A 26,336-nucleotide genomic window follows, 5' to 3' on the forward strand; every position below is an offset into this window, starting at 1 on the left:
TAACACATGAGGATGTTCTCTAGGCGTTCTTGGTTAGTGTCAAGTTAACAAGAACGCCGCTCGGATCAGCCAAGCAGGGCCTTGGTCGCGGTCATCACATCGTCCTGACGCATCAGGCTTTCGCCCACCAGCATCGCCTTGGCGCCGGCGGTTTCCATGCGCCGGGCGTCGTCAGCGGTGAACAGGCCGCTCTCGGTGACCAACAGCGCGTCTTGCGGGGCCAGGGGGAACAGGCGCTCGGTGACGGCGAGGTCGACCACGAAGCTCTTCAGATCGCGGTTGTTCACGCCGACCAGTGTCGAGCCCAGCTTGCCGGCCCGCTCCATCTCGGCCTCGTCATGGACCTCGACCAGGGCGTCCATGCCCAGACGCGCGGCCTCGGACATCAGCTCGCCGGCCAGCACGTCGTCGATCATCGCCAGGATCACCAGGATGGCGTCGGCGCCGAGGGCCCGTGATTCGGCCACCTGCCAGGGATCGACCAGGAAGTCCTTGCGGATGGCCGGCAGGGCCACAGCTTCACGCGCAGCCACCAGATAGGCGTCATCGCCCTGGAAGCTGGGGCCGTCGGTCAGCACGGAAAGGCAGGCCGCGCCGCCCGCCTCATAGGCGCGAGCCAGGGCGGGGGGATCGAAATCCGCCCGGATCAGTCCCTTGGACGGCGAGGCCTTCTTGATCTCGGCGATCAGGGACAGGCGGCCGGGCGCGTGCTTGGCCTCCAGCGCGGCGCGGAAGCCCCGAGTCGGCGAGGCGGCCTTGGCGGCGGCGTCCACATCGGCCTGGCTGCGTACGGCTTTGCGGCCGGCCACGTCCTCGCGCTTGTAGGCGGCGATCTTGGCGAGGATGTCGGTCATCAGGCGGTCGCTTCAATAAGGGCGGCGAGGGCGTTCTTGGCGCGGCCGTCGTCAATCACGTCGGCGGCGCGCTCGACCCCTTCGGCCAGGGTCTCCACCTGCTCGCCCACCAGGAAGGCGGCGGCGGCGTTCAGCAGCACGATGTCGCGATAGGCGCCGCGCTTGCCGTCCAGCAGCTCCAGCAGGGCCATCGCGTTCTGCTCCGGCGTGCCGCCGGTCAGGTCGGCCAGGGCGGCGCGGGGCAGGCCGACGGCCTCGGGCGTGATGGTGAAGTGGCGCACGCGTCCTTCGCTCCACTCGCAGACGACGCTGTCGCCCGTGGTGGTCAGCTCATCCATCCCCGAACCATGGACCGTCCAGGCCCGCTTGGCGCCCAGCGCGCCCAGCACGCGGGCCAACGGCTCCACCAGGCGCGGGTCATAGACGCCGAGCACCTGACGGGTCGCCCCGGCCGGGTTCGACAACGGGCCCAGCAGGTTGAAGATGGTGCGGAAGCCGAGCTCCGCGCGGATCGGTGTCACATGCCGCATGGCCCCGTGATGAGCCGGGGCGAACATGAAGCAGATGTTGGCGGTCTCCAGCGCCTCGCGCTGCTTGGCAGCGCCGGCGTCGATCTTCACGCCCAGCGCGGTCAGCACATCAGCCGTGCCGGAACGGGAGGAGATGGCGCGGTTGCCGTGCTTGGCGACCTTCAGACCGCCGCCGGCCGCCACGAAGGCCACGGCTGTGGAGACGTTGTAGGTGTGCAGACCGTCGCCGCCGGTGCCGCACACGTCGATCACCTCGAACGGGTGATCCAGCATGGTGGCGGCGCGGCGCATGGCGCGGGCGCAGGCGGCGATCTCGCCGATGGATTCGCCGCGCAGGCGCATGGCGGTGACGGCGGCGGCCACCTGCGGGCCTGTCGGCTCTCCACGCAGGCAGGCGGCGAAGAAGGTCTCGGCGTCGCTTTCCGAAAGCGTCTGACCGTCCGCCAGCTTGGCCAGCAGCGGCTTGAAGGCGTCAGACATAGGTGGTCGGGTTCCGGTTGACGCCGGCCAGGTCGAGGAAGTTGGCCAGAAGCTGATGGCCGCCCTCGGTGGCGATGGATTCGGGGTGGAACTGCACGCCGTGGACGGGGCGGGTCTTGTGCTGCACGCCCATGATCTCGCCGTCGTCGGTCCAGGCGGTGACCTCCAGCTCGTCCGGCAGGGTCGCCTTATCGATCGCCAGGCTGTGATAGCGGGTGGCCGTGAAGCCGTCCGGCAGATCCTTGAACAGGCCCTTGTCGGTGTGGCGGATCTGGCTGGTCTTGCCGTGCATGATGGACTTGGCGCGGATCACGTCGCCGCCATAGGCCTCGCCGATGGCCTGGTGGCCGAGGCAGACGCCCAGGATCGGCATGTCTTCCGGTGCGGCGCGCAGAATCGGCAGGCAGATGCCGGCCTGGGCCGGGGCTTTCGGGCCCGGTGAAAGCAGAATCGCCGACGGCTTCAGGGCCAGGGCCTCCTGCACCGTCAGGGCGTCATTGCGATGCACGACCGTCTGCGCCCCAAGCTCGTTCAGATAGTGAACGAGGTTGTAGGTGAAGCTGTCGTAGTTATCGATGACGAGGATCATGCGCCGCCTTTCACTAGGCGTGCATGTAGTCCCTCACGAGGCTTCTCGCCAAGCATTTGCGACTCGCGCATCCTTAACGTCATGTCCGTCCGACAACCCGCGATAGATCCTGCCGCCATGGCCTATGCGAGAGGCCTGCTGAAGTCGCCCATGCGGCAGGAGCAGGTGTGGCCGGCCTTGGCCGCGGCGGCCTTCGCGGCGCTCTGCGCCTTGGCCTTCGTGGTGGCCATGGTGCTGGCGCCGCCGGTGATCACCGAACGCCTGCCCAAGGACACCCTGGCGAACGACGCTTCGCCCGTGGACCCCGCCAAGCCGCTCTGAATCGGGCGAAGGCGCCTGATGAACAGGCGCCGTAACGCTGGTTTTGAAAACCCGTGATCCGTGCATTGTAGGCGTCGCGATCCACGCCTTTGATCCGGACATCAAGGGGGACCTCATGGGCATTTCGCGTCGGCGTTTCTTGAGTGCGGTGGGGCAGGCGGGCGGCTACGGCGCGCTCTACACGACCATGATGGGCATGGGCCTGCTGGCCGCGCCCAGGGCCTATGCCGGAACCCCGAAGCTGCCGGCCGGCTCAGGCGCGGGCAAGAAAGTAGCGGTGCTCGGCGGCGGGATCGCCGGCCTGGTCGCCGCCTACGAGCTCAGGAAAGGCGGCTATGAGGTCACGGTCCTGGAGGCCCGCGATCGCCCGGGCGGCCGCTGCTGGTCCATCCGCGGCGGCGACCGCATCCAGCAGATCGGCCGGCCGGATCAGGTGGTGGAGTGGGAGCGGGGCAGGCACCACTACTTCAACGCCGGCCCGGCCCGCATTCCGCAATGGCACCACGCCATCATCGGCTATTGCCAGGAGCTGGGCGTGCCGCTGGAAGTGCTGGTCAACGCCAACCGCTCCGCCAAGCTCTTCTTCAACGGCAAGGTGACGACCGAGAGCCAGGCGGTGAACGACACCCGCGGCGTCTTCGCCGAGCTGCTTTCAAAGGCCATCGGCAAAGGCTCCCTGGATCAGGAGCTGACTGGGGTCGATAAGCAGATGCTGCTCGACTATCTGGCGGCTTACGGCGACCTCTCGGCCAGCCACACCTATACCGGCTCGGTCCGCTCCGTCTTCACCCAGGCGCCGGGCGCCTACGCCCGACCCGCCATCCCCGGCGCGTCGCTCAAGCTGCAGGACATGATGTCATCGCGCTTCTGGGGGGCGAGCCTGATCTTCGAGGAGATCACGGAGATGCAGGCGACCATGCTGGAGCCCGTGGGCGGCATGGACCGCATCGCCTACGCCCTCTACGAGCCGGTGAAGTCGTCCGTCCGCTTCGGCGCCGTCGTGAAGAAGATCGGCAAGGCGGGGAAGGGCGTCCGCATCGTCTATGACGAGGCGGGTGCTGAGAAGGCGCTCGACGCCGACTACTGCATCGTCACCATCCCCCTGCCGGTTCTAGCCAAGATCCCGTCCGACTTCGCGCCGGAGGTGAAGCAGGCCATCGCCTCGGCCCACTATGAGCCGGGCACCAAGGTCGCCTGGCAGAGCCGGCGGTTCTGGGAGCAGGATGATTTCCAGTACGGCGGCCTGGGCTGGACCGACGAGGAGAGCGAAGTCGTCTGGTACCCCAGCGGCGGCTTCGGCGAGAAGACCGGCGTCATCGTCGGCGCCTACTCGATCGGCTTCTCCGGCCCGGAGAACCGCCTGAAGTTCGAGGCCAAGTCCTTCGACGACCGCTTCGCCCTGTCACGCAAGGTGATCGAGACGTTCCACCCCGGGCGGGGAAAGGAGCTGATGCTGCCCGCCACGGTGTCCTGGCGTCAGACGGCCTTCAACGAGGGCGTGGCCGTGGGCTGGCGCGAGGAGCAGCGCTCCACCGACTACGCCACGCTCAGCAAGCCGGACGGCCCGTTCTACTTCGCGGGCGAGCACATGAGCTATCTCAACGCCTGGCAGGAGGGCGCGGCCCTGTCCGCCCAGGAGAGCGTGACCGCCATCCACAAGCGCGCCACGGCCGCCTAGGCGAAGCGCCAGGCTTCCTCGGCGGCGCGCTTCAGGGCGCGGGACTTGTTGAGGGTCTCGTCGTACTCGGCGTCCGGGTCGCTGTCGGCCACGACGCCGCCGCCCGCCTGGACGTAGAGCACGCCGTCCTTCACCAGACCGGTGCGCAGGACGATGCAGGTGTCCACCGAGCCGTCGGAGCCGAAGTAGCCCACGGCCCCGGCATAGCCGACGCCGCGCTTCTCGATCTCCAGCTCGTCGATGATCTCCATGGCCCGCACCTTCGGCGCGCCGGAGACCGTGCCGGCGGGCAGGGCGGCCATCAGCACGTCCACCGGGTCCAGGCCGTCAGGGGCGTCGCCCTCGACGTTGGAGACGATGTGCATCACGTGGCTGTAGCGCTCGATGACGAAGCTCTGGGTCACGCGTACCGTCATGCCCTTGGACGGCGCATCGGCGGCGTTGGAGCCTTCGTCGCGCAGCATGGCTACGCGGCCCACATCGTTGCGGCCGAGGTCGAGCAGCATCAGGTGCTCCGACCGCTCCTTCGGATCGGCGAGCAGCTCCTGCTCCAGCGCCAGGTCCTCTTCCGGCGTCTTGCCGCGCGGGCGGGTGCCGGCGATGGGGCGGATGGTGATCTTGCCGTCGCGCAGGCGGACCATGACCTCGGGGCTCGACCCGGCCATCTGGAAGTCGCCGAAGTTCAGGAAGAACATGAACGGCGACGGATTGGTCCGGCGCAGCGAGCGGTACAGCGCCAGCGGCTCCAGCTCGAACGGCGCGCTGAAGCGATGGCTGGGCACCACCTGGAAGATGTCGCCGGCCCGGATGTAGTCCTTGGCCTTCTCCACCACGCCAGCGTAGTCGGCGCGGCTGACCTTGGTCTCGAAAGCCGGCTGTTCGCGCGGGGCGTGGGGTTCGCTGCGCGGCAGCGGCTCGCGCAGGTCGTTCATCACCGCCAGCAGGCGCGCCTTGGCGGCGTCATAGGCCGTCTGGGCGGAGCCGCCGTCCGGCCGCACGCTGGTCACCAGGATGATTTCCTGGGCGATGGCGTCGAACACCGCGACGATGGACGGGCGGGTCATGATCCCGTCCGGCAGGCCCAGACTGTCGGGATTGATGTCCGGCAGATGCTCGGCCAGACGCACCATGTCGTAGCCGACCGCGCCGAACAGGCCGGCGGCCATGGGCGGCAGGCCCGCGGGCAGCGGAATGCGGTTGGCGGCGACCAGGTCGCGCAGGCTTTCCAGCGCGCCGGCGCTTTGCGGCATGAAGGACCCGGCCGCGACAGCATCCCAGCCCTCGGCGATCTCGGCCTTGTCGCCATGGCAGCGCCAGACGAGGTCGGGGTTCATCGCCACGATGGAGTAGCGGTCGCGGTGCTTGCCGCCTTCCACCGACTCGAAAAGGAAGGCGTAGGGGCGGCCGCCCGCGATCTTCATATAGGCGGAGACCGGGGTCTCCAGGTCGTCGATCAGACGCGTCCAGACGACTTGAGGTCTGCCGGCGTCATAAGCCTCGGCGAAGGGGCTGAACGCCGGCTCGAAACTCATTTCGCCTTCTCCGGAGCGGCCTTCGTATCCGCCGGGGCGTTCTTGGCGATCTCGGGATCGACGCCGATGGCGGCGCGGGCGCGATCGAGGTTAGTGGTCACCTTGATCGCCTTGCGGGCATAGGCGGCGGTCGCCTGACCCATGTCCTGGAAGATGCCGTAGGTCAGCTGGCGGCGCAGGCTCTCGGCGGCCTGGGCCATCTGGGCCTGGTCGCCGCCGCGGACGTTCTCGACCTTGGCGACGCTGAAGGCGAACTGGCTGGATTGAGCCGTGAACACCGAGCCCGGCTTCTGCGCGAAGGCCTCGCCCAGGATCTGCGGGCTGAGGGTCTGGTTCTGCTGGGCGGTCAGGCGCGACAGGCCGGCGGCCTTCTTCACCTGGGCGCCGGCCGAGGCGGCCACCGCTTCCAGGCTCTCGCCCTTGCGGACGCGCTCGGCCAGGGCGTCGGCCCGGGCGCGCATGCGGTCAGCGGTGCGCTGCATGATGATGATGCGCGACAGTTGATCCTTCACCTCGGCCAGAGGGGGCAGGGCGGGCGGGATGATCTGATCGACGCGGACGGCGAAATACTCGCCGTTGCCCAGTTCGGTCACGTCGCTTTCGCCGCCGGACGGCAGCTCGAACGCGGCCTTCATCAGGGCGGGGGGCAGTTGGATAGGCTGGCCGCTCTGGGCCATGCCCTGGGCGCTGATCGGCGGGGTGGTCAGGACCTGGGCGTTGGCCTTGGCCGCGGCCTCGGTCAGGCTTGCGCCGCCGGAGTGAGCCTCGTCATAGGTCTGGGTCTGCTCATAGACCTTTTCGTTGGCGGCTTCCTGGCGCAGTTCGGCTTCGATCGCCGGGCGCTGCTCTTCGAGCGAGGCCTGCCGGCCAGGGGTCACTTCAACGACCTTAATCACCGCGAAGCCCAGGTCGCCCTGGATCGGGGCGCTGACTTCGCCGGCCTTCAGCGCGAAGGCGGCGTCGGCCACCTTGCGGTCCGGGATAGCGGTCTTCGGCTTGGCGGCGATGGTCACCAGCTCACGGCCGACGGACTTGGCCACGGCGGCGGCGTCTTCGCCCTTGCGCAGGCGGTCGGCCACGGCCGCGCCCGTCTTGGCGTCGGCGACCGGAACCTGCAGCACGGTGCGGGTTTCCGGGGTGGACAGGCTGTCCTTGCGGAAATCGAACTTCTTCTGGACCTCGGCCTGGTCGATCGGGGCGTTGGTCTGGAACGCCTGGGGCGTGAAGCGGACGATCTTCAGAACGCGGAACTCCGGACGCGTCAGGCGCGAGGCGTTCTCCTTCATGAACGCCTGGATCTCGGCGTCGGTCGGGGCCGGCGGCTGGCCGACGCTGGCGGCGGTGACCTCGAAATAGGCCACGTCGCGCTGCTCCATCATGAAGGCGGCCTGCAGGGCGCCATAGATGCGTGGCGCGCGCAGGCCGCTGGCGAGGCCGGCCGACAGGTGGCTCTGGGCGATGTCGTCGCGCAGCAGGCCTTCATAGACCGCCGGGGTCAGATTGTTCTCGGCCAGGCGCTGTTGGTATATCGCCGGGTCGAAGACGCCGCTGACCGGGTTGAACAGGGCCGGGCTCTTGCGCAGCTCATCGGCGATCAGCTTGTCCGACGGCTTGACGCCGATCTTGGCGATCAGGGCGGCCATGGCCTCACGGGTGGCCATTTCATCCATCAGGCGCTTGTCGAAGCCGCGCTCGACCACCAGTTCGAGCGGCAGCTCCTGGCCGCTCTGCTGCTGGGCCTGCTGGCGCCAGTTGTCGAACATGCGCTTGAACTCGGGGGATGAGACCTCGCGGTCGCCGGCCTTGATCACCCAGGTCCCGATGCGGTTGGTGAACACGTCGCTGATGCCGAAGATGGCGAAGCTGACGATCAGCAGGCCCATAAGGACCGCGGCGACCCAGGATTTCGCGAACTTGCGAGTGGCGGCGAGCATCGAAGACCTTCCTGACTGGGTCGCGCGGAGAGCGCGTGAAGCTTGGCGCGCCGATGAGCGCGAGCAGGCGGTATAGTAGAGGCGCTAACTCGCCCGCAAGCGTGCAGAGGGTTGACTTACCCTGCGCCGACGATGCTCACAGGCGGTCATGAGCAAATTGACGACCCTTCGCCCGCTGATCGCTGGCAACTGGAAGATGAACGGTCTGGCCGCCGCCCTTGATGAGGCGCGCGCCGTGGCCGCCGGCGTGGACAGCAATCCGCCCGCCGCCCGCGTGGCGATTTTCCCGCCCGACACGCTTGTTCACCGCATGTCCGAAGCCTTGGCGGGGCAGACCGTCGTGGTGGGCGGACAGGACTGCCGGGCCGAGATTTCGGGCGCCTTCACCGGCGACACCTCAGCCGAAATGCTGGCCGACGCCGGCGCGGCCATGGTCATCCTCGGCCACTCGGAGCGGAGAGGCGGCTATGGCGAAAGCGACGCTCTGGTTCGCTCGAAGACCGAAGCGGCCCTGCGCGCCAGCCTGGAGCCCATCGTGTGCATCGGCGAAAGCCTGGAGCAACGCGACGCCGGCCGGGCCATCGAGGTGATCACCGGCCAATTGCGCGGTTCGCTGCCGGTCGAGGCGCTCAAGGGCGAATCCTTCGCCGTGGCGTATGAGCCGGTCTGGGCCATCGGGACGGGCCGCACGCCGACCATGGCGGACATCGAGGCGGCGCATGAGGCGTTGCGCTCCGTTCTGGTCGAATTGTTCGGAGAGCAGGGGGCGGGCGTGCAGATTCTGTACGGCGGCTCGGTGAACCCGAAGAACGCGGCCGACATCCTATCGCAGAAGGAAGTGGGCGGCGTCCTGGTGGGCGGCGCCTCGCTAAAGGCGGTCGACTTCCTGGCCATCGCCGCGGCGGCCTGAAATCAAGCTCGGGACTTGGCGGCGCACTAATGCGTCCCCAAGTCTGGCGCGGCGGCCTCTCCGGTGCTAGGAGGGCCGCTTCGTTTCGCGCGGCCCGTTTTTGGCCGCCCAGACACAAGAAATAAACGACATGCTGACCGGCATTCTTCTGACCGCCAACATCATCGTGTGCCTGGCCCTGATCGGGGTCGTGCTCCTGCAGCGCTCCGAAGGCGGCGCGCTCGGCATGGGCGGCGGCCCGACGGGCTTCATGTCGGCGCGCGGCGCGGGCGATCTGCTGACCCGCATCACCTGGATCCTGTTCACGATCTTCGTGCTGCTCAGCTTCGGCCTGACCCTGCTGTCCGGCCGCGAACGCGCCAGCCAGTCGATCGTCGATCGCATGAAGATCGACCGCATCGACCCCAATGCTCTCAAGCAAGGTCCGGCCGCGCCGGCTCCGGGTTCGGTCCCGCCGCCGGTTCAGGCCCCGACCCCGCAACTGAACCAGTTCGATCCCCAACTCTCGCCGACGACCCCGTCGGCAGCCGCCCCGGCTCCGGCCCAGGTCCCGGCTCCGGGGTCCACGCCGACCCCGCAATGACGACCTCTCTACAAATGCTGTTGATGAACACCGGGCCGCGAGTTTCGCGGCCCGAATCACGAGTACTCTGACCTCCCATGACGCGGTATATTTTCATCACCGGCGGCGTGGTTTCCTCTCTGGGGAAAGGCCTCGCCTCCGCAGCGCTTGGCGCGCTCCTTCAGGCTCGGGGCTACAAGGTCCGCCTTCGCAAGCTCGACCCTTATCTCAACGTCGATCCGGGCACGATGAGCCCGTATCAGCACGGCGAGGTCTTCGTGACCGACGACGGCGCTGAGACCGACCTGGATCTGGGCCACTACGAGCGCTTCACCGGCGTGTCGGCCCGCAAGGCCGACAACATCACCACGGGCCAGATCTACAAGACGATCATCGAGAAGGAGCGCCGCGGCGACTATCTGGGCGCGACCGTCCAGGTGATTCCGCACGTCACCAACGAGATCAAGGAGTTCGTTCTCAGCCCCGCCATCGACGATGCGACGGGCGAGCAGGCCGACTTCGTGCTGGTCGAGATCGGCGGCACGGTCGGAGACATCGAGGGCCTGCCGTTCTTCGAGGCTATCCGCCAGCTGGGCCAGGATCTGCCGCGGGGCGCGTCCTGCTTCGTGCATCTGACGCTGCTGCCGTTCATCAAGACGGCCGGCGAGATGAAGACCAAGCCGACCCAGCATTCGGTGAAGGAGCTGCGCTCCATCGGCATTCAGCCGGACATCCTGCTCTGCCGTTGCGAGCAGCCGATCCCGGCCGAGGAAAAGCGCAAGATCGGCCAGTTCTGCAACGTGCGGACCAGCGCCGTGATCACCGCCATGGACAGCTCGTCCATCTATGCGGTGCCGCTCGACTATCACCAGGAAGGCCTGGACGCCGAAGTGCTCGACGTCTTTGGCATCAAGGACGCTCCCGCGCCGAACCTGTCGCGCTGGGAGACGATCAACGAGACCACCACCAACCCGGACGGCGAAGTCACCGTGGCCGTGGTCGGCAAGTACACCGTCCTGAAGGACGCCTATAAGTCGCTGATCGAAGCCCTGCACCACGGCGGGGTGGCCAACAAGGTCAAGGTCAACCTGGACTGGGTCGAGAGCGAGACCTTCGAGGGCGAGGACGGCGCGGCCGCGGCTCGCCTGGAAGGCGCGCACGCCATCCTGGTCCCCGGCGGCTTCGGTGAGCGGGGCGCGGAAGGCAAGATCCGCGCCGCCCAGTTCGCCCGTGAGCACAACGTCCCGTACTTCGGCATCTGCTTCGGCATGCAGATGGCGGTGATCGAATCGCTGCGGAACCTGGGTGGCGTGAAGAACGCCAGCTCTACCGAGTTCGGCCCGACGTCCGAGCCCGTGGTCGGTCTGATGACCGAGTGGGTTCAAGGCAACGAGCGGGTCGAGCGCAAGGAAGGCGACGATCTGGGCGGCACCATGCGCCTGGGCGCCTATGACGCCGTCCTGACGCCGGGCTCCAAGATCGCCGACATCTATGGCTCCACCGCCATCAGCGAACGCCACCGGCACCGCTACGAGGTCAACATCGGTTACAACGACCGCATGGAGGCCACGGGCCTGAAGCTGACGGGCCGTTCGCCCGACGGCGTCCTGCCCGAGATCGTCGAGCGCCCGGACCATCCGTGGTTCGTCGGCGTGCAGTTCCACCCGGAACTGAAGAGCCGCCCCTTCGCCCCGCACCCCCTGTTCGCGAGCTTCATCGCCGCGGCCAAGGAGCAAAGCCGGCTGGTTTGACGCAATAAAAGTCAGGCCTTATGCTTTGAAATATAAGCATTATTTGAATCGATATCTTTGTTCTCCAGCGCCTCGTGGGAGGCGTTATGGAGGCAAAGAACGTGAAAATCATATTCGGAACCGATGAGGCTGACCGGCTGATCGGGACGGCCTTGGATGAGGCCATCCTTGCTGGCGGCGGAGATGATGTCGTTCGCGGCGATGGCGGTGACGACTTCATTGATGGCGGTGATGGGTGGGACGCGCTCTACGGCGGAGACGGTAACGACGTCATCCAGGCTGGCGAGGGAATCTTCTACATCGACGGCAATGCTGGTGATGACACTCTGATTGGCGGTGTTGGCGGCGGATCTATATCCGGCGGCGCTGGTCATGACCTTATGATCGGCGGCGGTGAATCCGTCGTCATGCGCGGCGAGGACGGTGACGACACGATCATCATCCTCCAACAGAGCGCCGGCCAGTTCAGCCTCGTCTGTGGCGGTGAGGGCGCTGACGTCATCGTCGCCAGCGACGGTGATGACAACATCTTCGCCGACGGGGGGAACGACTACCTCGATGGCGGAAAGGGTGTGAACATCCTCGGCGGAGGCGCCGGCGACGACATTTTCGGTATCGGCCCGGATAGTCTGACGACGATTAATGACTTCCGCGGTTCCTTCTATGGGACTGGTGAAAAGATCGATCTGACCAGGATCACCGACGGATGGACGTTCAACGACATCATGAGTCATTTCACTGACGAACAGGCGCAGTTTGGGCGAAATGCGATTTTCACTTACGAGGGCACAAAGATAACGCTGCTGGGGTACAGCATGCACTTGCTTCATCCGGCTGACTTCATCTTCGACTGATCGAAGTTTGGGCGTGGGGTTGAAACCTGAGCGCGTTTCAGGCATATGCCCCTGCTCACGCGGCGGCCCTTGCGCAATCTCGGGCCGCCGCATCCGTTTTCAAAGCTCAGCGAGCAGAGTCACTTCGATGGCCGTTCCTAAACGAAAAACCTCCCCGTCGCGCCGGAACATGCGCCGTTCGCACCACGCCCTGGGCGCCAACTCCTTCATCGAGGACAAGGACTCGGGCGAACTGCGTCGTCCGCATCATGTCGATCTGAAGACCGGCCTGTACAACGGCAAGCAGATCCTGACGCCGAACGAGGACTAAGTCTTCGCCGACGCACAGCGTTTCGAAACGCCGCTCGCCGCAAGGCGGGCGGCGTTTTGCTTTTGACCCGGAACCCGACCGCGAAGTCAGGGGTTTTGTTCCGAAGGTTCAAGCGCAGGGGCGTTCAAATGCTGAAATCCCAAACCCGTCTGGCCGCCGCCGCAACAGCGGCCTTTCTGCTGTCCGCGCCCTTGGCCGCCTGGGCGCACCACGGTTGGAGCAGCTACGACGCCGCCAAGACCATGACGGTCGAGGCGAAGGTGAAAAGCGCCGCCTACCGCAACCCCCATGGCGAGATCACCGTGGATCACGGCGGCAAGACCTGGAACATCGTGCTGGCGCCGGTGGCGCGGATGGAGGCGAGGGGCCTCGCCGCCGCCGACGTGGCGGTGGGCAAGACCGTGACCGTCGTCGGCTATCCCCGCACCGACGGCGTGGCCGAGATCAGGGCCGAGCGCATCATCGCCGGCGGCAAGACGGTCGAACTGCGCTAAGTTTGGTGATGCTCGAAAGTTTCTGGACGACGATCCAGGCGTCCGGCGTCGGCGCGTTCGTGCGCGAATCCGCCTGGGCCTACCCCTTGTTCAACGTCGCACACGTCCTGGGGGCGGTGATGGTCGCCGGCTCGGCGATTCTGCTCGACCTGCGCATCATCGGCTACGCCAACAGCCTGCACGCCTCGTCCGTCTGGCGCGCCCTGACCCCGATCGCGGTCTTCGGTTTCTCTGTAATGGTCGTCAGCGGCGTCTTCCTTTTCTCCGCCGACGCCGTGACCCTGGCGGCCTCCAGAGTGTTCCAGATCAAGCTCCTACTGATCGTCGCGGCTGTGATCAACGCCGGACTTTTCCGCCTCTACAAGCCGCGCCTGGACACCCCGCCGCTGGGCGCGAAGGTCTCCGCGGCCTTGTCGATAATGCTTTGGACGGGTGTGATCGTGGCGGGGCGCCTGATCGCTTATCTCTGATCAGTTGTGCGCGGCGTTTGCGAAATCGGCCCCGTGCGGCTAAGCCAGCCGCGCCCCTGAAACTCGGAGCCTCCCATGACCGAAATCGTCGACATCCTAGCCCGCGAGATTCTGGACAGTCGGGGCAATCCGACGATTGAGGTCGATGTCGTCCTCGAAGACGGCGCCTTTGGCCGCGCCGCGGTGCCCTCGGGCGCCTCCACCGGCGCTCACGAGGCTGTCGAGAAGCGCGACGGCGACAAGGCCCGCTATCTGGGCAAGGGCGTCCAGCAGGCGGTGGAAGCCGTCAACAACGAGATCTACGACGCCCTGGCTGGTCTCGACGCCGACGACCAGCGCCGCGTCGACAATGTCCTGATCGAACTGGACGGGACTAAGAACAAGTCCCGCCTGGGCGCCAACGCCATTCTGGGCGTCTCGCTGGCCACGGCGAAGGCCGCCGCGGAATCGGCCGGCCTGCCGCTCTACAAGTATGTCGGCGGCGTCTCCGCCCGTGTCCTGCCGGTCCCGATGATGAACATCATCAACGGCGGCGCGCACGCGGATAACCCGATCGACATCCAGGAATTCATGATCCTGCCCACCGGCGCGGAGAATTTCTCCGAAGCCCTGCGCATGGGCGCCGAGATTTTCCACGGCCTGAAAAAGGCCCTGAAGGACGCCGGCCACAACACCAATGTCGGCGATGAGGGTGGCTTCGCCCCGAACCTGGCTTCGGCCGAAGAAGCCCTGGCCTTCATCGTCAAGGCGGGCGAGGGCGCGGGCTACAAGGTCGGCGACGACTTCGTCCTGGGCCTGGACGTGGCCTCGACCGAGTTCTTCAAGAACGGCAAGTACGAGCTGGAAGGGGAGGGCAAGAGCCTCGACCCCGCCGCCATGGTCGATTACCTGGCCGGCCTGGTCAGCAAGTTCCCGATCGTCTCGATCGAGGACGGCATGGCCGAAGACGACTTCGACGGCTGGAAGCTGCTGACCGAGCGTCTGGGCGGCAAGGTGCAGCTGGTCGGCGACGATCTGTTCGTCACCAACCCCGAGCGTCTGGCTGTCGGCATCGAGAAAGGCCTGGCCAACTCCATTCTGGTGAAGGTCAACCAGATCGGCACCCTGTCCGAGACCCTGGACGCCGTGGATATGGCGCATCGCGCCGGCTACACCGCCGTCATGAGCCACCGTTCGGGCGAAACCGAGGACGCGACGATCGCCGATCTGGCGGTCGCCACCAACTGCGGCCAGATCAAGACTGGCTCGCTGGCCCGTTCGGACCGGCTGGCCAAGTACAACCAATTGCTGCGCATCCAGGAGATGCTTGACGACCAGGCGATCTACGCTGGCCGCGCGGCTCTGAAAGGTCGTGGGTAATCAGGCGTTAAGCACGATGCGCGACATGTCGGTTCATCCCTTTGGGAATCGGCATGTTCGCGCGTCTGCAGCCCTATCTGACCACCGCCATCCTGGCGTTCCTGATCTTCTACTTCGCATTTCATGCGCTGACGGGGGATCGTGGGTTGCTGACGTCGTCCCAACGCAACGCGACGCTGCAAGTCCGACAGCAGGAACTGAAGCGCATCCGCGCCGAAAGGATGGACCTGGAGGCCAGGGCTCGTCTATTACGCGACGGAAGCCTGTCGGCGGACCTTTTGGAAGAACGCGCACGCGTCCTTCTTGGGTTTGGCGACCCCAGGGATTATGTGATCCGCAAGAAACCCTGAGGCGGGACTTTACGTCCCTTGTTCTTGGGACGGAGACCGCAATGCAAACGGTCCAGGGAGAAATTCATGGCGCGAACGCGCAAAGCTGAGACTTCTTCGGGCAAGGGCACTGACACCGGTGTCAGCAACCGTAAGGGCGACCTGCTCGACAGCTACCGCAGCATGCTGCTCATCCGCCGCTTCGAGGAGCGCGCGGGTCAGTTGTACGGCATGGGTCTGATCGGGGGCTTCTGCCACCTGTACATCGGCCAGGAAGCCGTCGCGGTCGGGATGCAGAAGGTCGCCGTCAAGGGCGACCAGATCATCACCGGCTACCGCGACCACGGCCATATGCTGGCCGCGGGCATGGACCCGAACGAGGTCATGGCCGAACTGACCGGCCGCGCCGGCGGCTCGTCCAAGGGCAAGGGCGGCTCGATGCACATGTTCAGCGTCGAAGCCGGCTTCTACGGCGGCCACGGCATCGTGGGCGGCCAGGTCGCCCTCGGCACCGGTCTGGCGCTGGCCAACAAGTATCGTGAGAACGGCAACGTCAGCTTCACGTACTTCGGCGACGGGGCGGCCAACCAGGGCCAGGTCTACGAAAGCTTCAACATGGCCCAGCTGTGGAAGCTGCCGGTCGTGTACGTGATCGAGAACAACCAGTACGCCATGGGCACCTCGCTGGAGCGGGCTTCTTCGGAGACCGACCTCTACAAGCGCGGCGTGTCGTTCCGCATCCCCGGCGAAGCCGTGGACGGCATGGACATCGAGGCTGTCGAGGCCGCCGGCCGCAAGGCCGCCGACCACGCCCGCAACGGCGAAGGCCCGTACATCCTGGAAGTGAAGACCTACCGCTATCGCGGCCACTCCATGTCCGACCCGGCCAAGTACCGGTCGAAGGACGAGGTCGACGAGGTCAAGAAGACCCGCGACCCGATCGATCACCTGCGCGGCCTGCTGGACGCGGCCCGCGTGAGCGAGGAGGAGCTGAAGGAGATCGACGCCGAGGTGAAGAAGATCGTCGCCGAAGCCGCCGAGTTCGCCCGCACCAGCCCTGAGCCGGATCCCTCCGAACTTTATACCGACGTGTACCTGGAGGCCGCTCAGTGACGGACATCCTCATGCCCGCGCTCTCTCCGACCATGGAAGAGGGCACCCTGGCCAAGTGGCTGGTGAAGGAAGGCGACGAAGTGAAGGCCGGCGACGTGATCGCCGAAATCGAGACCGACAAGGCGACCATGGAAGTGGAAGCCGTCGACGAGGGCGTGCTGGAGACCATCCTGGTCGCCGCCGGCTCGGAAGGCGTGAAGGTCAACACCCCGATCGCGCGCCTGAAGGGCGATGGCGAGACCGCGGCTCCGGCCTCGGCTCCCGCCCAGTCGGCCGGCGATGCGGAGAAGCAGCAGCCTGAAGCCGCCAAGCCGCAGCCGGAAGGCGAGGCCACGGTTCCGGTGAAGCCGAAGGTCGAGCTGAAGGACCCGGAGATCCCGGAAGGCACGCCGATGGTGAAGATCACCGTCCGCGACGCCCTGCGCGACGCCATGGCCGAGGAGATGCGCCGCAACCCGGACGTCTTCCTGATGGGCGAGGAAGTCGCTCAGTACCAGGGCGCCTACAAGGTCAGCCGTGACCTGCTGCAGGAGTTCGGCGACAAGCGCGTCATCGACACCCCGATCACCGAGTACGGCTTCGCCGGTCTCGGCGTCGGCGCCGCCATGGCCGGCCTGAAGCCGATCGTGGAGTTCATGACCTGGAACTTCGCCATGCAGGCGATCGACCACATCGTGAACTCGGCCGCCAAGACGCTCTACATGTCGGGCGGTCAGATCAAGTCGTCCATCGTGTTCCGCGGCCCCAACGGCGCCGCCGCCCGCGTGGGCGCGCAGCACAGCCAGGACTATTCGGCCTGGTACGGCAGCGTGCCCGGCCTGAAGGTCGTCGCCCCGTATGACGCGGCCGACGCTAAGGGCCTGCTGAAAGCCGCCATCCGCGACCCGAACCCGGTCGTCGTGCTCGAGCACGAGATGATGTACGGCGTCGAGTTCGACATCCCGGACGTTGAGGACTGGGTGGTGCCGATCGGCAAGGCCAAGGTCCGCCGCGAGGGCAAGGACGTCACCATCACCGCGCACTCGCGCATGGTGGGCCTGGCGCTGAAGGCCGCCGAGATCCTGGCGGAAGAGGGCATCGAGGCCGAGATCGTCGACCTGCGGACCATCCGTCCGCTGGACCACGAGACGATCCTGGAGAGCGTCAAGAAGACCAACCGCCTGGTGGCGACCGAGGAAGGCTGGGGCCCGATGGGCGTCGGCGCCGAGATCGTGGCCCGGGTGATTGAGCACGCCTTCGACTATCTGGACGCCCCGCCGCTGCGGGTTCACCAGGAAGACGTGCCGCTGCCTTACGCCGCCAATCTGGAGGCGCTGTCGCTGCCGTCGGTCGACAAGATCGTCAAGGCCGCCAAGGCGGTCTGCTACAAGTGATGAAGCCGCCGGTCGCCCTGTTCTCAGCGGCGGCCGGCGCGCCTTCGAGATATTGGAAGGCCCGCAAGCCTTCCCCGCGCACCTGAATAGGGAAGACGCATGACCGACATCCTGATGCCCGCCCTGTCTCCGACCATGGAGGAAGGCACCCTGGCCAAGTGGCTGGTGAAAGAGGGCGACGTGGTCAAGGCCGGCGACGTGATCGCCGAGATCGAAACCGACAAAGCCACCATGGAGGTGGAGGCTGTCGACGAGGGTGTCGTCACCCAGATCGTCGTCCCGGCCGGCGCCGAAGGCGTGAAGGTCAATGCCTTGATCGCCGTGCTGAAGGCCGATGGCGAGGAGCTTTCGGCTCCGAAGGCCGCGCCGGCCGCCGAAGCCCCCAAGGCTGAAGCTCCGAAGGCTGAAGCCAAGCCGGCCGAAGCGCCCAAGGCCGCCGCGGCTCCGACGCCGGCTCCGGCCGCGCCGGCCAAGGCTGACGGTTCGCGCATCTTCGCCTCGCCGCTGGCTCGCCGCATCGCCGAGCAATCGAACATCGACCTGAAGAGCGTCTCGGGCACCGGCCCGCACGGCCGCATCATCAAGGCCGACGTCGAAGCCGCCAAGGCCAAGGGCCCGACCGCCGCGACCGCTGGCGCTCCCGCCGCCCAGGCCAAGAGCCTGGCGCAGCTGGGCATTCCGGACGGCTCCTACGACCTCGTTCCGCTGGACGGCATGCGCAAGACCATCGCGCGCCGCCTGACGGAGAGCGCCCGCGACATCCCGCACTTCCCGCTGAACATTGACATCGAGATCGATGCGCTGCTGGCCGCCCGCGGCCGGATCAACAAGATGCTCGAAAAGTCCGGTGTGAAGGTGTCGGTCAACGACATCGTCATCAAGGCCGCCGCCATGGCCCTGAAGCAGGTGCCGGAAGCCAACGCCAGCTTCACGCCGGAAGGCATCGCCCTGCATCACCACGCCGACGTGGCGGTGGCCGTGGCGATCGACGGCGGCCTGATCACCCCGATCATCCGCAAGGCCGAACTGAAGACCCTGTCTCAGATCGCCGTCGAGATGAAGGATCTGGCCGAGCGCGCGCGCAACAAGAAGCTGAAGCCCGAGGAATTCCAGGGCGGCACCTTCTCGGTCTCGAACCTCGGCATGTTCGGCATCAAGTCGTTCAGCTCGATCATCAACGAGCCGCATGGCGCGATCATGAGCGTCGGCGCCGGCGAGCAACGCCCGATCGTCAAGAACGGCCAACTGGCCGTGGCCACGGTGATGACCGTGACCCTGACCTGCGACCACCGCGTGGTGGACGGCGCCGTGGGCGCCAAGTTCCTGTCGGTCTTCAAGCCCATGCTCGAAGATCCGGCGACCATGCTGGCCTAAGTCCGCGGGCCCCGGTGAAAACCGGGGCCTGAACTTTTCATCGCCGCCTCGTGTCCGGTTCGCCGGCGGGCGGGGAAAGGGATTTCAATGTCCACGGAATTCGACGTTCTCGTCATCGGCTCCGGCCCCGGCGGCTATGTGACCGCCATCCGCGCCAGCCAGCTCGGCTTCAAGACCGCCATCGTCGAGCGGGAGAACCTGGGCGGCATCTGCCTCAACTGGGGCTGCATCCCCACCAAGGCCCTGCTGAAGTCCGGCGAAATCTATGAGCAGCTGGACCATCTGGGCGACTACGGCCTGGGCGTCACCGGCCGCTCCTACGACTTCAAGAAGATCGTCGAGCGCTCGCGCGGCGTGGCTTCGCAGATGTCGCGCGGCATCGCCGGCCTGATGAAGAAGCACAAGATCGAGGTCATCGAAGGGACCGCCAAGCTGGAGAAGGGCGCGCCCGCTCCGAAGGCCGTGATCGCCCTGAAGGCCGGCGGTTCGCGCACGGTCCAGGCCAAGCACGTGATCCTGGCCACCGGCGCCCGCGGCCGCAGCATCCCCGCCATCGGGCTGGAGCCGGACGGCGACCGCATCTGGGGCTACCGCGACGCCCTGGTCGCGCCGGAGCGTCCGAACACCCTGGTGGTGATCGGCTCGGGCGCCATCGGCATCGAGTTCGCCAGCTTCTTCCGCGCCCTGGGCGCGGAAGTGACCGTGGTGGAAGCCGTCGACCGCATCATGCCGGTCGAGGATGTGGAAGTGTCCAAGGCCGCCCAGAAGGCGTTCGAGAAGCGCGGCCTGAAGTTCCGCATCGGCGCCAAGGTGACCAAGCTGTCCAAGTCCAAGACGGGCGTGACGGTGGACATCGAGATCGGCGGCAAGGCTGAGACCCTGACCGCCGAGCGCGCCATCGTCGCCGTGGGCATCACCGGCAATGTCGAGAACCTGGGCCTCGAAGGCCTGGGCGTGAAGGTCGATCGCGGCCACATCGTCAACGACAAGCACGGCAAGACCAACGTCGCCGGCCTCTACGCCATCGGCGACGTGGCCGGCCCGCCCTGGCTCGCCCACAAGGCCAGCCACGAAGGCATCCACTGCGTGGAAGGCATCGCCGGCCTGAAGAGCAACAACCTGAACGCCCCGATCCCGGGCTGCACCTACGCCGACCCGCAGGTCGCCTCGGTCGGCCTGACCGAAGCCGCGGCCAAGGAAAAGGGCATCGAGGTGAAGGTCGGCAAGTTCCCCTTCATCGGCAACGGCAAGGCCGTGGCCGCCGGCCATTCGGACGGCTTCATCAAGACGGTGTTCGACGCCAAGACCGGCGCGCTGCTCGGCGCGCACATGATCGGCGCCGAGGTCACGGAGATGATCCAGGGCTTCGCCATCGCCATGACTATGGAAGCCACCGAGGAAGAGCTGTTCGCCACCGTGTTCCCGCACCCGACCATGTCGGAAGCGATGCACGAGGCGTCGCTGGCCGCCTACGGCCGCGTCCTGCACATCTAGGACGATGCTCGACCGCCGCCAGCTTCTCGCCGCCGGGTTCGCAACCGCCGCGGCGGGAGCTGCGCGGGCTCAAGAGCCATACTGGACGCCGCCGGCGCCGGAACGGGAGCTCATGGTTCCCGTCGCCGGCGGGCGCATCTATGCGCGCTCCAACGGAGCATCGACAGAGGGGCGGGCGCCGCTGGTCATGGCCCATGGCGGGCCGGGCAGCGCCCACGCCACCTTCCTGCCGGCGTTGAAGCTGGCCGAGGAGCGGCAGGTCATCCTCTACGACCAGCTCGATTGCGGCCGCTCCGACAACCCCAACGATCCCGCCAACTGGACCGTCCCGCGCTTCGTGGACGAGGTGGAGGCGATTCGCGCCGCGTTCGGGCTGGAGCGCTTCCATTTCCTGGGCGCGTCGTGGGGCGGGACCATCGCGCTGGAGTATGGGGCGCGACGGCCGAAGGAGCTCGCCGGTCTGATCCTGCAAGGGCCCCTGATTTCGACCAAGATCTGGATCGACGATGCGAACCGCTTGGTGGCGAACCTGCCGGCGCATGTGCGCGCGGTCCTCGCCGAAGGCGAGCGCACCGGCGTGCGGGGCGAAGCCTATGACCGGGCGGTGGCGGCCTTCTACGCCAGCTACAATCGCCTGGAGCGCCCGCCGGGCTATGTGCGTGACTATCAGGCCAAGCTGCCGATCCGCTTCAACACGGCCCTCTACAACCACATGTGGGGACCGAGCGAGTTCATATGTACAGGTACGCTCAAGACCTATGACGGCGAGCCGCTTCTGAAGCGGATCACCGCGCCGACCCTGGTTCTGTGCGGGCAGTACGACGAAGCCCCGCCGGCCACCGGCGCGCGGTTCGCCCGCCAGCTCCGCAAAGGGCGGCTGGAAGTGGTGCCGCGCGCGGCCCACGGCATCCAGACCGATCAGCCGGACACCTATGTGGCGGTGCTCCACAAGGCCCTGGCCCGGTTCGAGGCTGGTCTGGCCTAGCGGCCTGCCTAATGGACCTTGGTGGTCAGCTTCAGGCCGATGGCGCCGACCACGATCAGCCCGACGAACAGGATCTGCAGCGGCGACAGCGGCTGCTTGAACGCCAGCCATCCGATCAGGGAGATGGCCGCGATGCCCACCCCTGACCAGACGGCGTAGGTGACGCCCACGGGAATGCGGGTCATCACGAATGACAACGCCCAGAAGCAGCCCGAATAGAGAAGGATCGACGCCACGCCGTAGAGCGGCTTGGAGAAACCCTCCGACGCCTTCAGCAGCGACGTGGCGGCGACCTCGGCGGCGATGCAGATCGCCAGCAGCAACCAGACGTTCAAATCAACCTCAACTCGTCTTGCGGACCGTCGCGTCCAGGCTCCACGGACCGGGGCCCGCGAAGACCAGGTAGAAGAACACGAAGCAGAACAGCACCGCCGGCTCGCCGCCGTTCAGCGCCGGGTAGAAGCTGCTGCCGGCATGGGCGAGGAAATAGGCCACCGCCATCTGGCCTGACAGGATGAAGGCGACCGGCCGCGTGAACAGGCCCAGCGCCACCAACGCGCCGCCGATGATCTCCAGCCAAGCGGCGACCACCAGCATCAGGGGCAGGGGATCTGGCGCCCCCTCCTGAGGGGCCGGGAAGTGGAAGATCTTCATCAGACCGTGCTGCATGAACAGCAGGGCCGTCACGATACGCAACACGCTGAGCACCCTCGGCGCCCACACCGTCAACTGAAGCATCTTCGCCCTCCCTTGTTTTGGCCCCCTAGGCCGCTTGTGCGTCGGTCTCCGCCATACGTTGTATCGCGACGTAATCAGTCTTGCCGCTGCCGAGCACCGGCACCTCGGGCACTTTCAGGATGCGGCGGGGGACGGCCAATTCGGGCGCTCCGACGGTCTGGGCGTGCGCGACCAGCGGCGCCACGTCGGCGTCAGTCCGGTCGGTGACCAGGATCAGGCGTTCGCCCTTCTTCTTGTCCGGCATGGCGATCACTGCGTGACGGCCGTCGGGCCACACGGCGGTGGCCAGGTCTTCGGCGGCGGTCAGCGAGACCATCTCGCCGCCGATCTTGGCGAAGCGCTTCACCCGGCCCTGGATGGTGATCCAGGTCCCGTTGTCATCGATGGTGACGACGTCGCCCGTGTCGTGCCAGCCGTCCACGGGGGCTTCCAGGCTGCCGTCCTCGTTGAGGTAACCGGCCATGATGTTGGGGCCGCGCACATAGAGACGGCCGCCCGTATGGATGCCCTCAACCGGCTCGATCCGATACTCCATGCCCGGCAGCAGGCCGCCCACGGTGCCGCGGCGGTTGTCGTCCGGCTTGTTGACCGCGATCACCGGCGAGGCCTCGGTCGCGCCATAGCCTTCCAGCAGCGGCACGCCGCCGAAGCGTTCGGCGACCATGTTGTGAGTCTCGTCGCGGACCTTCTCGGCGCCGCAGACCACGAACTGCAGGCCGGACAGGTCGCCCGGCTCCGCCGCTCGGGCGTACTGGTTCACGAAGGTGTCGGTCGCCAGCAGCAAGGACGCCTTGCTCTCGCGGATCAGCGGCGGAATCTGCTTGGTATGCAGCGGCGAGGGGTACTCGAACGCCTTCATGCCGGTCAGCAGCGGGAGGATGACTCCGCCGGTCAGGCCGAAACAGTGGAAGGTCGGCAGCGGGTTGAACATCACCCAGTCCGGATCGAGGTCGATGTGCGCCGCGATCTGATAGGCGTTGGCGACCAGGTTCTCCTGGGTCAGCACCACGCCGCGCGGGGCGCCGAAGCTGCCGGAGGTGAACAGCACCACGCCCGGGTCGGAGGGCTTGGTCGCGGTGCGGAAGCGGCGGGGCAGGGCGCCGGCCGCGGCGGCGAACAGCTTGTCCGGCAGGCCGATGGTCTGGCGCACGTCTTCCAGATAGGTGATCTGGGCGAGACCCTCGATGGCGTCGACCAGGTCATGCAGCTTGCCCAGCTCGATGAACTTGTGGGCCGTCAGCACGCGCTTTACGCCCGCCAACTGGCAGGCGGCCTTGAGATTCCGGATGCCGGAGGTGAAGTTCAGCATGGTCGGCACGCGGCCGAAGGCATGCAGGGCGAAGAAGGTGACCACCACGCCCGCACCGGACGGCAGCAGAATGCCGACGCGCTCGCCGGGCTGCGTCATGGCGGCGATCTTGCGGCCAAGCGCGAAGCTGGCGCGGATCAGGTCGGTGTAGCTGAGCGGGTTGCGATCCTGGTCCTCCAGAATCTGCTTTTTCGCGCCGAAGCGGTCGCGGGCGTCGAGCAGGGCGTCGAAGATCGGACGCTGCGCCGACCGCGGATCAAAAGCACGCGGCATAAACTTAAAAACCTCCCCGAAAGACTCTCGTGCTTTCGTTATGACCGGCGAAGCTAGCCTTGGCCGTTGGGCTTGAAAAGATATGACACACTTCGTGAGAGGTAACGCTTTGCCGCATAAGGCGGTTCAAAGCTTGATCCTGAGCCTCAAAAGACCGATTTAGGCCCCATGGTCACCCTGATCGACACCGTTTCCGCCAAGGCGGTCCGCCACCCCGAAAAGCAGAACCGCCCGGAAACCCCGGTCCTGCGCAAACCGGAGTGGCTGCGCGTGAAGGCGCCGGGCTCCGCCGGCTACAACGAAACCCGCGGGATCGTGCGCGACCACAAGCTGGTGACGGTGTGTGAGGAGGCCGCCTGCCCGAACATCGGCGAGTGCTGGACCCAGAAGCACGCGACCATGATGATCATGGGCGAGACCTGCACCCGCGCCTGCGCCTTCTGCAACGTGGCGACGGGCATGCCCAACCCGCTGGACCCCACCGAGCCGCAGCGCGTGGCCGAGGCGGTGGCCAAGATGGGCCTGAAGCACGTGGTCATCACCTCGGTGGACCGCGACGACCTGACCGACGGCGGCGCCGACCACTTCGCCAAGGTGGTGCGCGCCATCCGCGTGGCCGCGCCCCTGACCACCATCGAAATCCTGACCCCGGACTTCCTGCGCAAGGACGGGTCCGAGAAGATCGTCATCGACTCCAAGCCCGACGTCTTCAACCACAACCTCGAGACCGTTCCGCGGCTCTATCTGAAGATCCGCCCGGGCGCCCGCTACTTCCACTCCCTGCGTCTGCTGCAGCAGGTGAAGGAGCGCGATCCCGAGCAGTTCACCAAGAGCGGCCTGATGGTCGGCCTGGGCGAGACCAAGGAAGAGGTCATGCAGGTGATGGACGACATGCGGTCCGCCGGCGTCGACTTCATCACCATCGGCCAGTACCTGCAGCCGACCCGCAAGCACGCGGCCGTCGACCGCTTCGTGACGCCGGACGAATTCAAGGCCTATGAGGCCATCGCGCGGGCCAAGGGCTTCCTGATGGTGTCCTCCAGCCCGCTGACCCGTTCGTCGCACCACGCGGGCGAGGACTTCGCCAAGCTGCAGGCGGCCCGCCGCGCCCGCGAAGGCGTGACGGCCTAAGCGCCTTGCGCCACAGCGTCTCACGCGTTCTGCCCTATACGCCCGACCAGCTGTTCGAACTGGTCGGCGACGTGAAGCGCTACCCGGATTTCGTGCCGTGGGTGACTTCGTTGCGCACCTGGAATGACAGGCCTGAGACCGACGGCGTCTCCAGCCTCGACGCCGAGGCGGCGGTGGGCTTCTCCTTCCTGAAAGAGAAGTTCTCCACCCACGTGCGTCGGGACCGCGCCAACCACCAGATCGACGTGTCGCTGATCAGCGGCCCCTTCAAGAAGCTCCGCAACCGCTGGCGGTTCATCCCGCACGAGCAGGGGACCGAGGTCCTGTTCGACATCGACTTCGAATTTCGGATGCGGTTTCTGGACGGCATCCTGGCGTCCAACTTCGATCATGCGGTCGCCCGTCTGATCGGCTGTTTCGACGCGCGGGCCAGGACGCTCTACGGAACGGCTTCCGGCGTCGTATGAGCTGAGGGACGGCTGAACTCGTCCACCACGTCGGCCAGGTCCTCCAGATTGTCCGTCAGACTGCTGAGGGCGAAGACCAGGCCGAACAGGCCCGCCGCCGCGTCAGCGGATAGGCTCACCGTCACCCGCTCATCCCTCAGCAACTGCAGGGTGGCTTCGAACTCGGCCTGATGCTGCAGCAGCGTGCCGCGCTCCACGACCTTGTGCGCCCCTGCGGCCTCGGCGCAGTTCTTCAGCCGCTTGATCTGCGCTTCGATGAGGCAGATGGCGGACGGGCGGAGGCGGTTCAGCGCCGGGCTTTCCTGCACCGCGCCCAGGGCGCGCTCCACGGTGACGGTGTCATTGCGGACGCGCCATAGGACGCGGGGCGCGCGTTCGGGCGTGTGCCGGCCGGGCAGGTGGCTGTCGGTCTCGCGTTGGGCCTCGGTGACGGCGGTCTCGATCTTGCCGATCACCTCCCGCAGTTCACGGTGCGCCTCGTCCACGTCCTCCACGTGGCTCTCGCCCTTCAGGATGCCGGCATAGAGCGCCAGCACATCCGCCAGCTTGTTCATGGCGCCGGACAGGCGGGACACCACCAGTCGGTGCGCCGGGGCGGGGAAGATGAACAGGGTCGCCGCCACGCCCACCAGTCCGCCGACCAGGATCTCGGCCACACGATAGAAGGCCGCGTGCCAGGGCCCCAGATCGTGCGGAGTCGCGATGACCACGATCACGGCGGTGACCGGCGCGACCTTCAGCTTCGGCCGACCAGCGGCGGCGAAAGCAGTGATCGCGGTCACGGCGCAGAGCACGAGGCCCGCATCAAGGCCGAGCAGGGCCTTCAGATAGGCGGCGACCGCTCCGATCACCCCACCCACCACCGTGCCGGTCAGGCGGTCCACCGTGGCGGTGATCGTGCCGCCGATGCTGGTCTGGACGACGATGACAGCGGTGAACACCGCCCAGAAGCCCTGCGGCAACTGCAAGGCCGTGGCCAGGGCGAACGAGACGCCGACCGCCGCCGTCACCCGGATGGCGTGGCGCAGGTCGGATCGCTTGGCCGCCGCGGCGGCCATGGCGCGCTTGGAAAGGGCGGCCAGGCCCCAGGACTGCGCTTCGGTGCGGCTGACCCGCACCATG

At 66.8% G+C, this 26,336-nt stretch carries 27 protein-coding genes; 18 read left to right on the forward strand and 9 right to left on the reverse strand.

Going from position 1 to position 26,336, the window contains the following annotated elements; translation table 11 throughout:
- Positions 1-65 precede the first annotated feature (65 nt).
- Genes trpC through P7B02_RS10885 form a run of 3 tightly spaced genes read right to left on the reverse strand, consistent with a single transcriptional unit; the run spans position 66 to position 2,453 of the window.
- Positions 66-854 (reverse strand): indole-3-glycerol phosphate synthase TrpC, encoded by a 789-nt coding sequence (gene trpC / locus P7B02_RS10875; protein ID WP_277786365.1) that lies wholly within the window; start codon positions 852-854, stop codon positions 66-68.
- Positions 854-1,864, reverse strand: a complete 1,011-nt coding sequence (gene trpD, locus P7B02_RS10880) for an anthranilate phosphoribosyltransferase (protein WP_277786366.1) — start codon at positions 1,862-1,864, stop codon at positions 854-856. The genes trpC and trpD overlap by 1 nt, the downstream gene beginning before the upstream one ends.
- Positions 1,857-2,453, reverse strand: coding sequence for an anthranilate synthase component II (locus tag P7B02_RS10885; protein WP_277786367.1), 597 nt, complete (start codon positions 2,451-2,453; stop codon positions 1,857-1,859). Before P7B02_RS10885 ends, trpD begins: the two co-directional genes overlap by 8 nt.
- Positions 2,454-2,570: 117 nt before the next feature.
- Between P7B02_RS10885 and P7B02_RS10890 the strand changes: the two genes are divergently transcribed.
- Together P7B02_RS10890 and P7B02_RS10895 are read left to right on the forward strand one after the other, a co-directional pair.
- Complete coding sequence (locus tag P7B02_RS10890; protein WP_347276648.1) at positions 2,571-2,774, forward strand: hypothetical protein; 204 nt, start codon at positions 2,571-2,573, stop codon at positions 2,772-2,774.
- Positions 2,775-2,889: 115 nt separating this feature from the next.
- Complete coding sequence (locus P7B02_RS10895; protein WP_277786369.1) at positions 2,890-4,452, forward strand: flavin monoamine oxidase family protein; 1,563 nt, start codon at positions 2,890-2,892, stop codon at positions 4,450-4,452.
- On the opposite strand, the gene trpE is transcribed toward P7B02_RS10895, so the two are convergent.
- Together trpE and P7B02_RS10905 are read right to left on the reverse strand one after the other, a co-directional pair.
- On the reverse strand, positions 4,449-5,984 hold the full coding sequence (gene trpE, locus P7B02_RS10900) for an anthranilate synthase component I (protein ID WP_277786370.1): 1,536 nt from the start codon (positions 5,982-5,984) through the stop codon (positions 4,449-4,451). The two genes, P7B02_RS10895 and trpE, sit on opposite strands and share 4 nt — an antisense overlap.
- A complete protein-coding gene (locus P7B02_RS10905) occupies positions 5,981-7,918 on the reverse strand; it encodes a peptidyl-prolyl cis-trans isomerase (protein WP_277786371.1) in 1,938 nt (645 codons plus the stop codon). The genes trpE and P7B02_RS10905 overlap by 4 nt, the downstream gene beginning before the upstream one ends.
- Before the next feature lie 148 nt (positions 7,919-8,066).
- On the opposite strand from P7B02_RS10905, the gene tpiA reads away from it, so the two are divergent.
- The 14 genes from tpiA (at position 8,067) to P7B02_RS10975 (ending at position 21,296) form a co-directional block, all read left to right on the forward strand.
- Entirely contained in the window at positions 8,067-8,828 is a 762-nt protein-coding gene (tpiA, locus tag P7B02_RS10910) for a triose-phosphate isomerase (protein ID WP_277786372.1), read from the forward strand.
- A gap of 130 nt (positions 8,829-8,958) precedes the next feature.
- Positions 8,959-9,411 (forward strand): preprotein translocase subunit SecG, encoded by a 453-nt coding sequence (secG, locus tag P7B02_RS10915; protein WP_277786373.1) that lies wholly within the window; start codon positions 8,959-8,961, stop codon positions 9,409-9,411.
- Positions 9,412-9,488: 77 nt separating this feature from the next.
- The gene (locus P7B02_RS10920) at positions 9,489-11,141 is read left to right on the forward strand and encodes a CTP synthase (protein WP_277786374.1); all 1,653 of its coding nucleotides are present in this window, start codon (positions 9,489-9,491) and stop codon (positions 11,139-11,141) included.
- Positions 11,142-11,227: 86 nt separating this feature from the next.
- A complete protein-coding gene (locus P7B02_RS19695) occupies positions 11,228-11,995 on the forward strand; it encodes a calcium-binding protein (RefSeq protein WP_431355807.1) in 768 nt (255 codons plus the stop codon).
- Between the two features lie 127 nt (positions 11,996-12,122).
- A complete protein-coding gene (rpmF, locus tag P7B02_RS10930; RefSeq protein ID WP_269713389.1) occupies positions 12,123-12,305 on the forward strand; it encodes a 50S ribosomal protein L32 in 183 nt (60 codons plus the stop codon).
- Between the two features lie 128 nt (positions 12,306-12,433).
- Positions 12,434-12,799 carry a DUF6152 family protein gene (locus tag P7B02_RS10935; RefSeq protein WP_277786376.1) on the forward strand — a complete coding sequence of 122 codons (366 nt, stop codon included), beginning with the start codon at positions 12,434-12,436 and terminating at the stop codon, positions 12,797-12,799.
- 8 nt (positions 12,800-12,807) lie between these two features.
- Positions 12,808-13,269, forward strand: coding sequence for a hypothetical protein (locus P7B02_RS10940; RefSeq protein WP_277786377.1), 462 nt, complete (start codon positions 12,808-12,810; stop codon positions 13,267-13,269).
- A 75-nt stretch (positions 13,270-13,344) separates the two neighbouring features.
- The gene (eno, locus tag P7B02_RS10945; RefSeq protein ID WP_277786378.1) at positions 13,345-14,628 is read left to right on the forward strand and encodes a phosphopyruvate hydratase; all 1,284 of its coding nucleotides are present in this window, start codon (positions 13,345-13,347) and stop codon (positions 14,626-14,628) included.
- Between the two features lie 53 nt (positions 14,629-14,681).
- A complete protein-coding gene (locus P7B02_RS10950; protein ID WP_277786379.1) occupies positions 14,682-14,978 on the forward strand; it encodes an FtsB family cell division protein in 297 nt (98 codons plus the stop codon).
- Positions 14,979-15,044: 66 nt separating this feature from the next.
- A complete protein-coding gene (gene pdhA, locus P7B02_RS10955; RefSeq protein ID WP_277786380.1) occupies positions 15,045-16,070 on the forward strand; it encodes a pyruvate dehydrogenase (acetyl-transferring) E1 component subunit alpha in 1,026 nt (341 codons plus the stop codon).
- Complete coding sequence (locus tag P7B02_RS10960) at positions 16,067-17,443, forward strand: pyruvate dehydrogenase complex E1 component subunit beta (RefSeq protein ID WP_277786381.1); 1,377 nt, start codon at positions 16,067-16,069, stop codon at positions 17,441-17,443. The genes pdhA and P7B02_RS10960 overlap by 4 nt, the downstream gene beginning before the upstream one ends.
- A 99-nt stretch (positions 17,444-17,542) precedes the next feature.
- On the forward strand, positions 17,543-18,817 hold the full coding sequence (locus P7B02_RS10965) for a pyruvate dehydrogenase complex dihydrolipoamide acetyltransferase (protein ID WP_277786382.1): 1,275 nt from the start codon (positions 17,543-17,545) through the stop codon (positions 18,815-18,817).
- Between the two features lie 87 nt (positions 18,818-18,904).
- Positions 18,905-20,311 (forward strand): dihydrolipoyl dehydrogenase, encoded by a 1,407-nt coding sequence (lpdA, locus tag P7B02_RS10970; protein ID WP_277786383.1) that lies wholly within the window; start codon positions 18,905-18,907, stop codon positions 20,309-20,311.
- A gap of 112 nt (positions 20,312-20,423) precedes the next feature.
- Positions 20,424-21,296, forward strand: a complete 873-nt coding sequence (locus P7B02_RS10975) for a proline iminopeptidase-family hydrolase (protein WP_277786384.1) — start codon at positions 20,424-20,426, stop codon at positions 21,294-21,296.
- Positions 21,297-21,304: 8 nt separating this feature from the next.
- On the opposite strand, the gene P7B02_RS10980 is transcribed toward P7B02_RS10975, so the two are convergent.
- From P7B02_RS10980 to P7B02_RS10990, 3 genes are read right to left on the reverse strand one after another with little or no spacing between them, the layout of a single operon-like run.
- Positions 21,305-21,631 (reverse strand): DMT family transporter, encoded by a 327-nt coding sequence (locus P7B02_RS10980; RefSeq protein ID WP_277786385.1) that lies wholly within the window; start codon positions 21,629-21,631, stop codon positions 21,305-21,307.
- 7 nt (positions 21,632-21,638) lie between these two features.
- A complete protein-coding gene (locus P7B02_RS10985) occupies positions 21,639-22,034 on the reverse strand; it encodes a DoxX family protein (RefSeq protein ID WP_277786386.1) in 396 nt (131 codons plus the stop codon).
- 25 nt (positions 22,035-22,059) lie between these two features.
- Entirely contained in the window at positions 22,060-23,616 is a 1,557-nt protein-coding gene (locus P7B02_RS10990; RefSeq protein WP_277786387.1) for an AMP-binding protein, read from the reverse strand.
- Positions 23,617-23,784: 168 nt separating this feature from the next.
- On the opposite strand from P7B02_RS10990, the gene lipA reads away from it, so the two are divergent.
- Positions 23,785-24,747 carry a lipoyl synthase gene (lipA, locus tag P7B02_RS10995; RefSeq protein ID WP_277786388.1) on the forward strand — a complete coding sequence of 321 codons (963 nt, stop codon included), beginning with the start codon at positions 23,785-23,787 and terminating at the stop codon, positions 24,745-24,747.
- A gap of 5 nt (positions 24,748-24,752) precedes the next feature.
- Positions 24,753-25,214, forward strand: coding sequence for a type II toxin-antitoxin system RatA family toxin (locus P7B02_RS11000; RefSeq protein WP_277786389.1), 462 nt, complete (start codon positions 24,753-24,755; stop codon positions 25,212-25,214).
- On the opposite strand, the gene P7B02_RS11005 is transcribed toward P7B02_RS11000, so the two are convergent.
- Positions 25,187-26,335, reverse strand: a complete 1,149-nt coding sequence (locus tag P7B02_RS11005; protein WP_277786390.1) for an FUSC family protein — start codon at positions 26,333-26,335, stop codon at positions 25,187-25,189. The two genes, P7B02_RS11000 and P7B02_RS11005, sit on opposite strands and share 28 nt — an antisense overlap.
- Between the last annotated feature and the right edge of the window lies 1 nt (position 26,336).

This window comes from Caulobacter segnis, assembly GCF_029543125.1.
In the GTDB taxonomy this organism is placed as follows: domain Bacteria; phylum Pseudomonadota; class Alphaproteobacteria; order Caulobacterales; family Caulobacteraceae; genus Caulobacter; species Caulobacter segnis_D.

What these genes read in the sequence shown, in the direction of transcription:
- trpC (WP_277786365.1), bottom strand. Translation starts at nt 854, where the DNA reads ATGACCGACATCCTCGCCAAGATCGCCGCCTACAAGCGCGAGGACGTG.
- trpD (WP_277786366.1), bottom strand. Translation starts at nt 1,864, where the DNA reads ATGTCTGACGCCTTCAAGCCGCTGCTGGCCAAGCTGGCGGACGGTCAG.
- P7B02_RS10885 (WP_277786367.1), bottom strand. Translation starts at nt 2,453, where the DNA reads ATGATCCTCGTCATCGATAACTACGACAGCTTCACCTACAACCTCGTT.
- P7B02_RS10890 (WP_347276648.1), top strand. Translation starts at nt 2,571, where the DNA reads ATGGCCTATGCGAGAGGCCTGCTGAAGTCGCCCATGCGGCAGGAGCAG.
- P7B02_RS10895 (WP_277786369.1), top strand. Translation starts at nt 2,890, where the DNA reads ATGGGCATTTCGCGTCGGCGTTTCTTGAGTGCGGTGGGGCAGGCGGGC.
- trpE (WP_277786370.1), bottom strand. Translation starts at nt 5,984, where the DNA reads ATGAGTTTCGAGCCGGCGTTCAGCCCCTTCGCCGAGGCTTATGACGCC.
- P7B02_RS10905 (WP_277786371.1), bottom strand. Translation starts at nt 7,918, where the DNA reads ATGCTCGCCGCCACTCGCAAGTTCGCGAAATCCTGGGTCGCCGCGGTC.
- tpiA (WP_277786372.1), top strand. Translation starts at nt 8,067, where the DNA reads ATGAGCAAATTGACGACCCTTCGCCCGCTGATCGCTGGCAACTGGAAG.
- secG (WP_277786373.1), top strand. Translation starts at nt 8,959, where the DNA reads ATGCTGACCGGCATTCTTCTGACCGCCAACATCATCGTGTGCCTGGCC.
- P7B02_RS10920 (WP_277786374.1), top strand. Translation starts at nt 9,489, where the DNA reads ATGACGCGGTATATTTTCATCACCGGCGGCGTGGTTTCCTCTCTGGGG.
- P7B02_RS19695 (WP_431355807.1), top strand. Translation starts at nt 11,228, where the DNA reads ATGGAGGCAAAGAACGTGAAAATCATATTCGGAACCGATGAGGCTGAC.
- rpmF (WP_269713389.1), top strand. Translation starts at nt 12,123, where the DNA reads ATGGCCGTTCCTAAACGAAAAACCTCCCCGTCGCGCCGGAACATGCGC.
- P7B02_RS10935 (WP_277786376.1), top strand. Translation starts at nt 12,434, where the DNA reads ATGCTGAAATCCCAAACCCGTCTGGCCGCCGCCGCAACAGCGGCCTTT.
- P7B02_RS10940 (WP_277786377.1), top strand. Translation starts at nt 12,808, where the DNA reads ATGCTCGAAAGTTTCTGGACGACGATCCAGGCGTCCGGCGTCGGCGCG.
- eno (WP_277786378.1), top strand. Translation starts at nt 13,345, where the DNA reads ATGACCGAAATCGTCGACATCCTAGCCCGCGAGATTCTGGACAGTCGG.
- P7B02_RS10950 (WP_277786379.1), top strand. Translation starts at nt 14,682, where the DNA reads ATGTTCGCGCGTCTGCAGCCCTATCTGACCACCGCCATCCTGGCGTTC.
- pdhA (WP_277786380.1), top strand. Translation starts at nt 15,045, where the DNA reads ATGGCGCGAACGCGCAAAGCTGAGACTTCTTCGGGCAAGGGCACTGAC.
- P7B02_RS10965 (WP_277786382.1), top strand. Translation starts at nt 17,543, where the DNA reads ATGACCGACATCCTGATGCCCGCCCTGTCTCCGACCATGGAGGAAGGC.
- lpdA (WP_277786383.1), top strand. Translation starts at nt 18,905, where the DNA reads ATGTCCACGGAATTCGACGTTCTCGTCATCGGCTCCGGCCCCGGCGGC.
- P7B02_RS10975 (WP_277786384.1), top strand. Translation starts at nt 20,424, where the DNA reads ATGGTTCCCGTCGCCGGCGGGCGCATCTATGCGCGCTCCAACGGAGCA.
- P7B02_RS10985 (WP_277786386.1), bottom strand. Translation starts at nt 22,034, where the DNA reads ATGCTTCAGTTGACGGTGTGGGCGCCGAGGGTGCTCAGCGTGTTGCGT.
- P7B02_RS10990 (WP_277786387.1), bottom strand. Translation starts at nt 23,616, where the DNA reads ATGCCGCGTGCTTTTGATCCGCGGTCGGCGCAGCGTCCGATCTTCGAC.
- lipA (WP_277786388.1), top strand. Translation starts at nt 23,785, where the DNA reads ATGGTCACCCTGATCGACACCGTTTCCGCCAAGGCGGTCCGCCACCCC.
- P7B02_RS11005 (WP_277786390.1), bottom strand. Translation starts at nt 26,335, where the DNA reads ATGGTGCGGGTCAGCCGCACCGAAGCGCAGTCCTGGGGCCTGGCCGCC.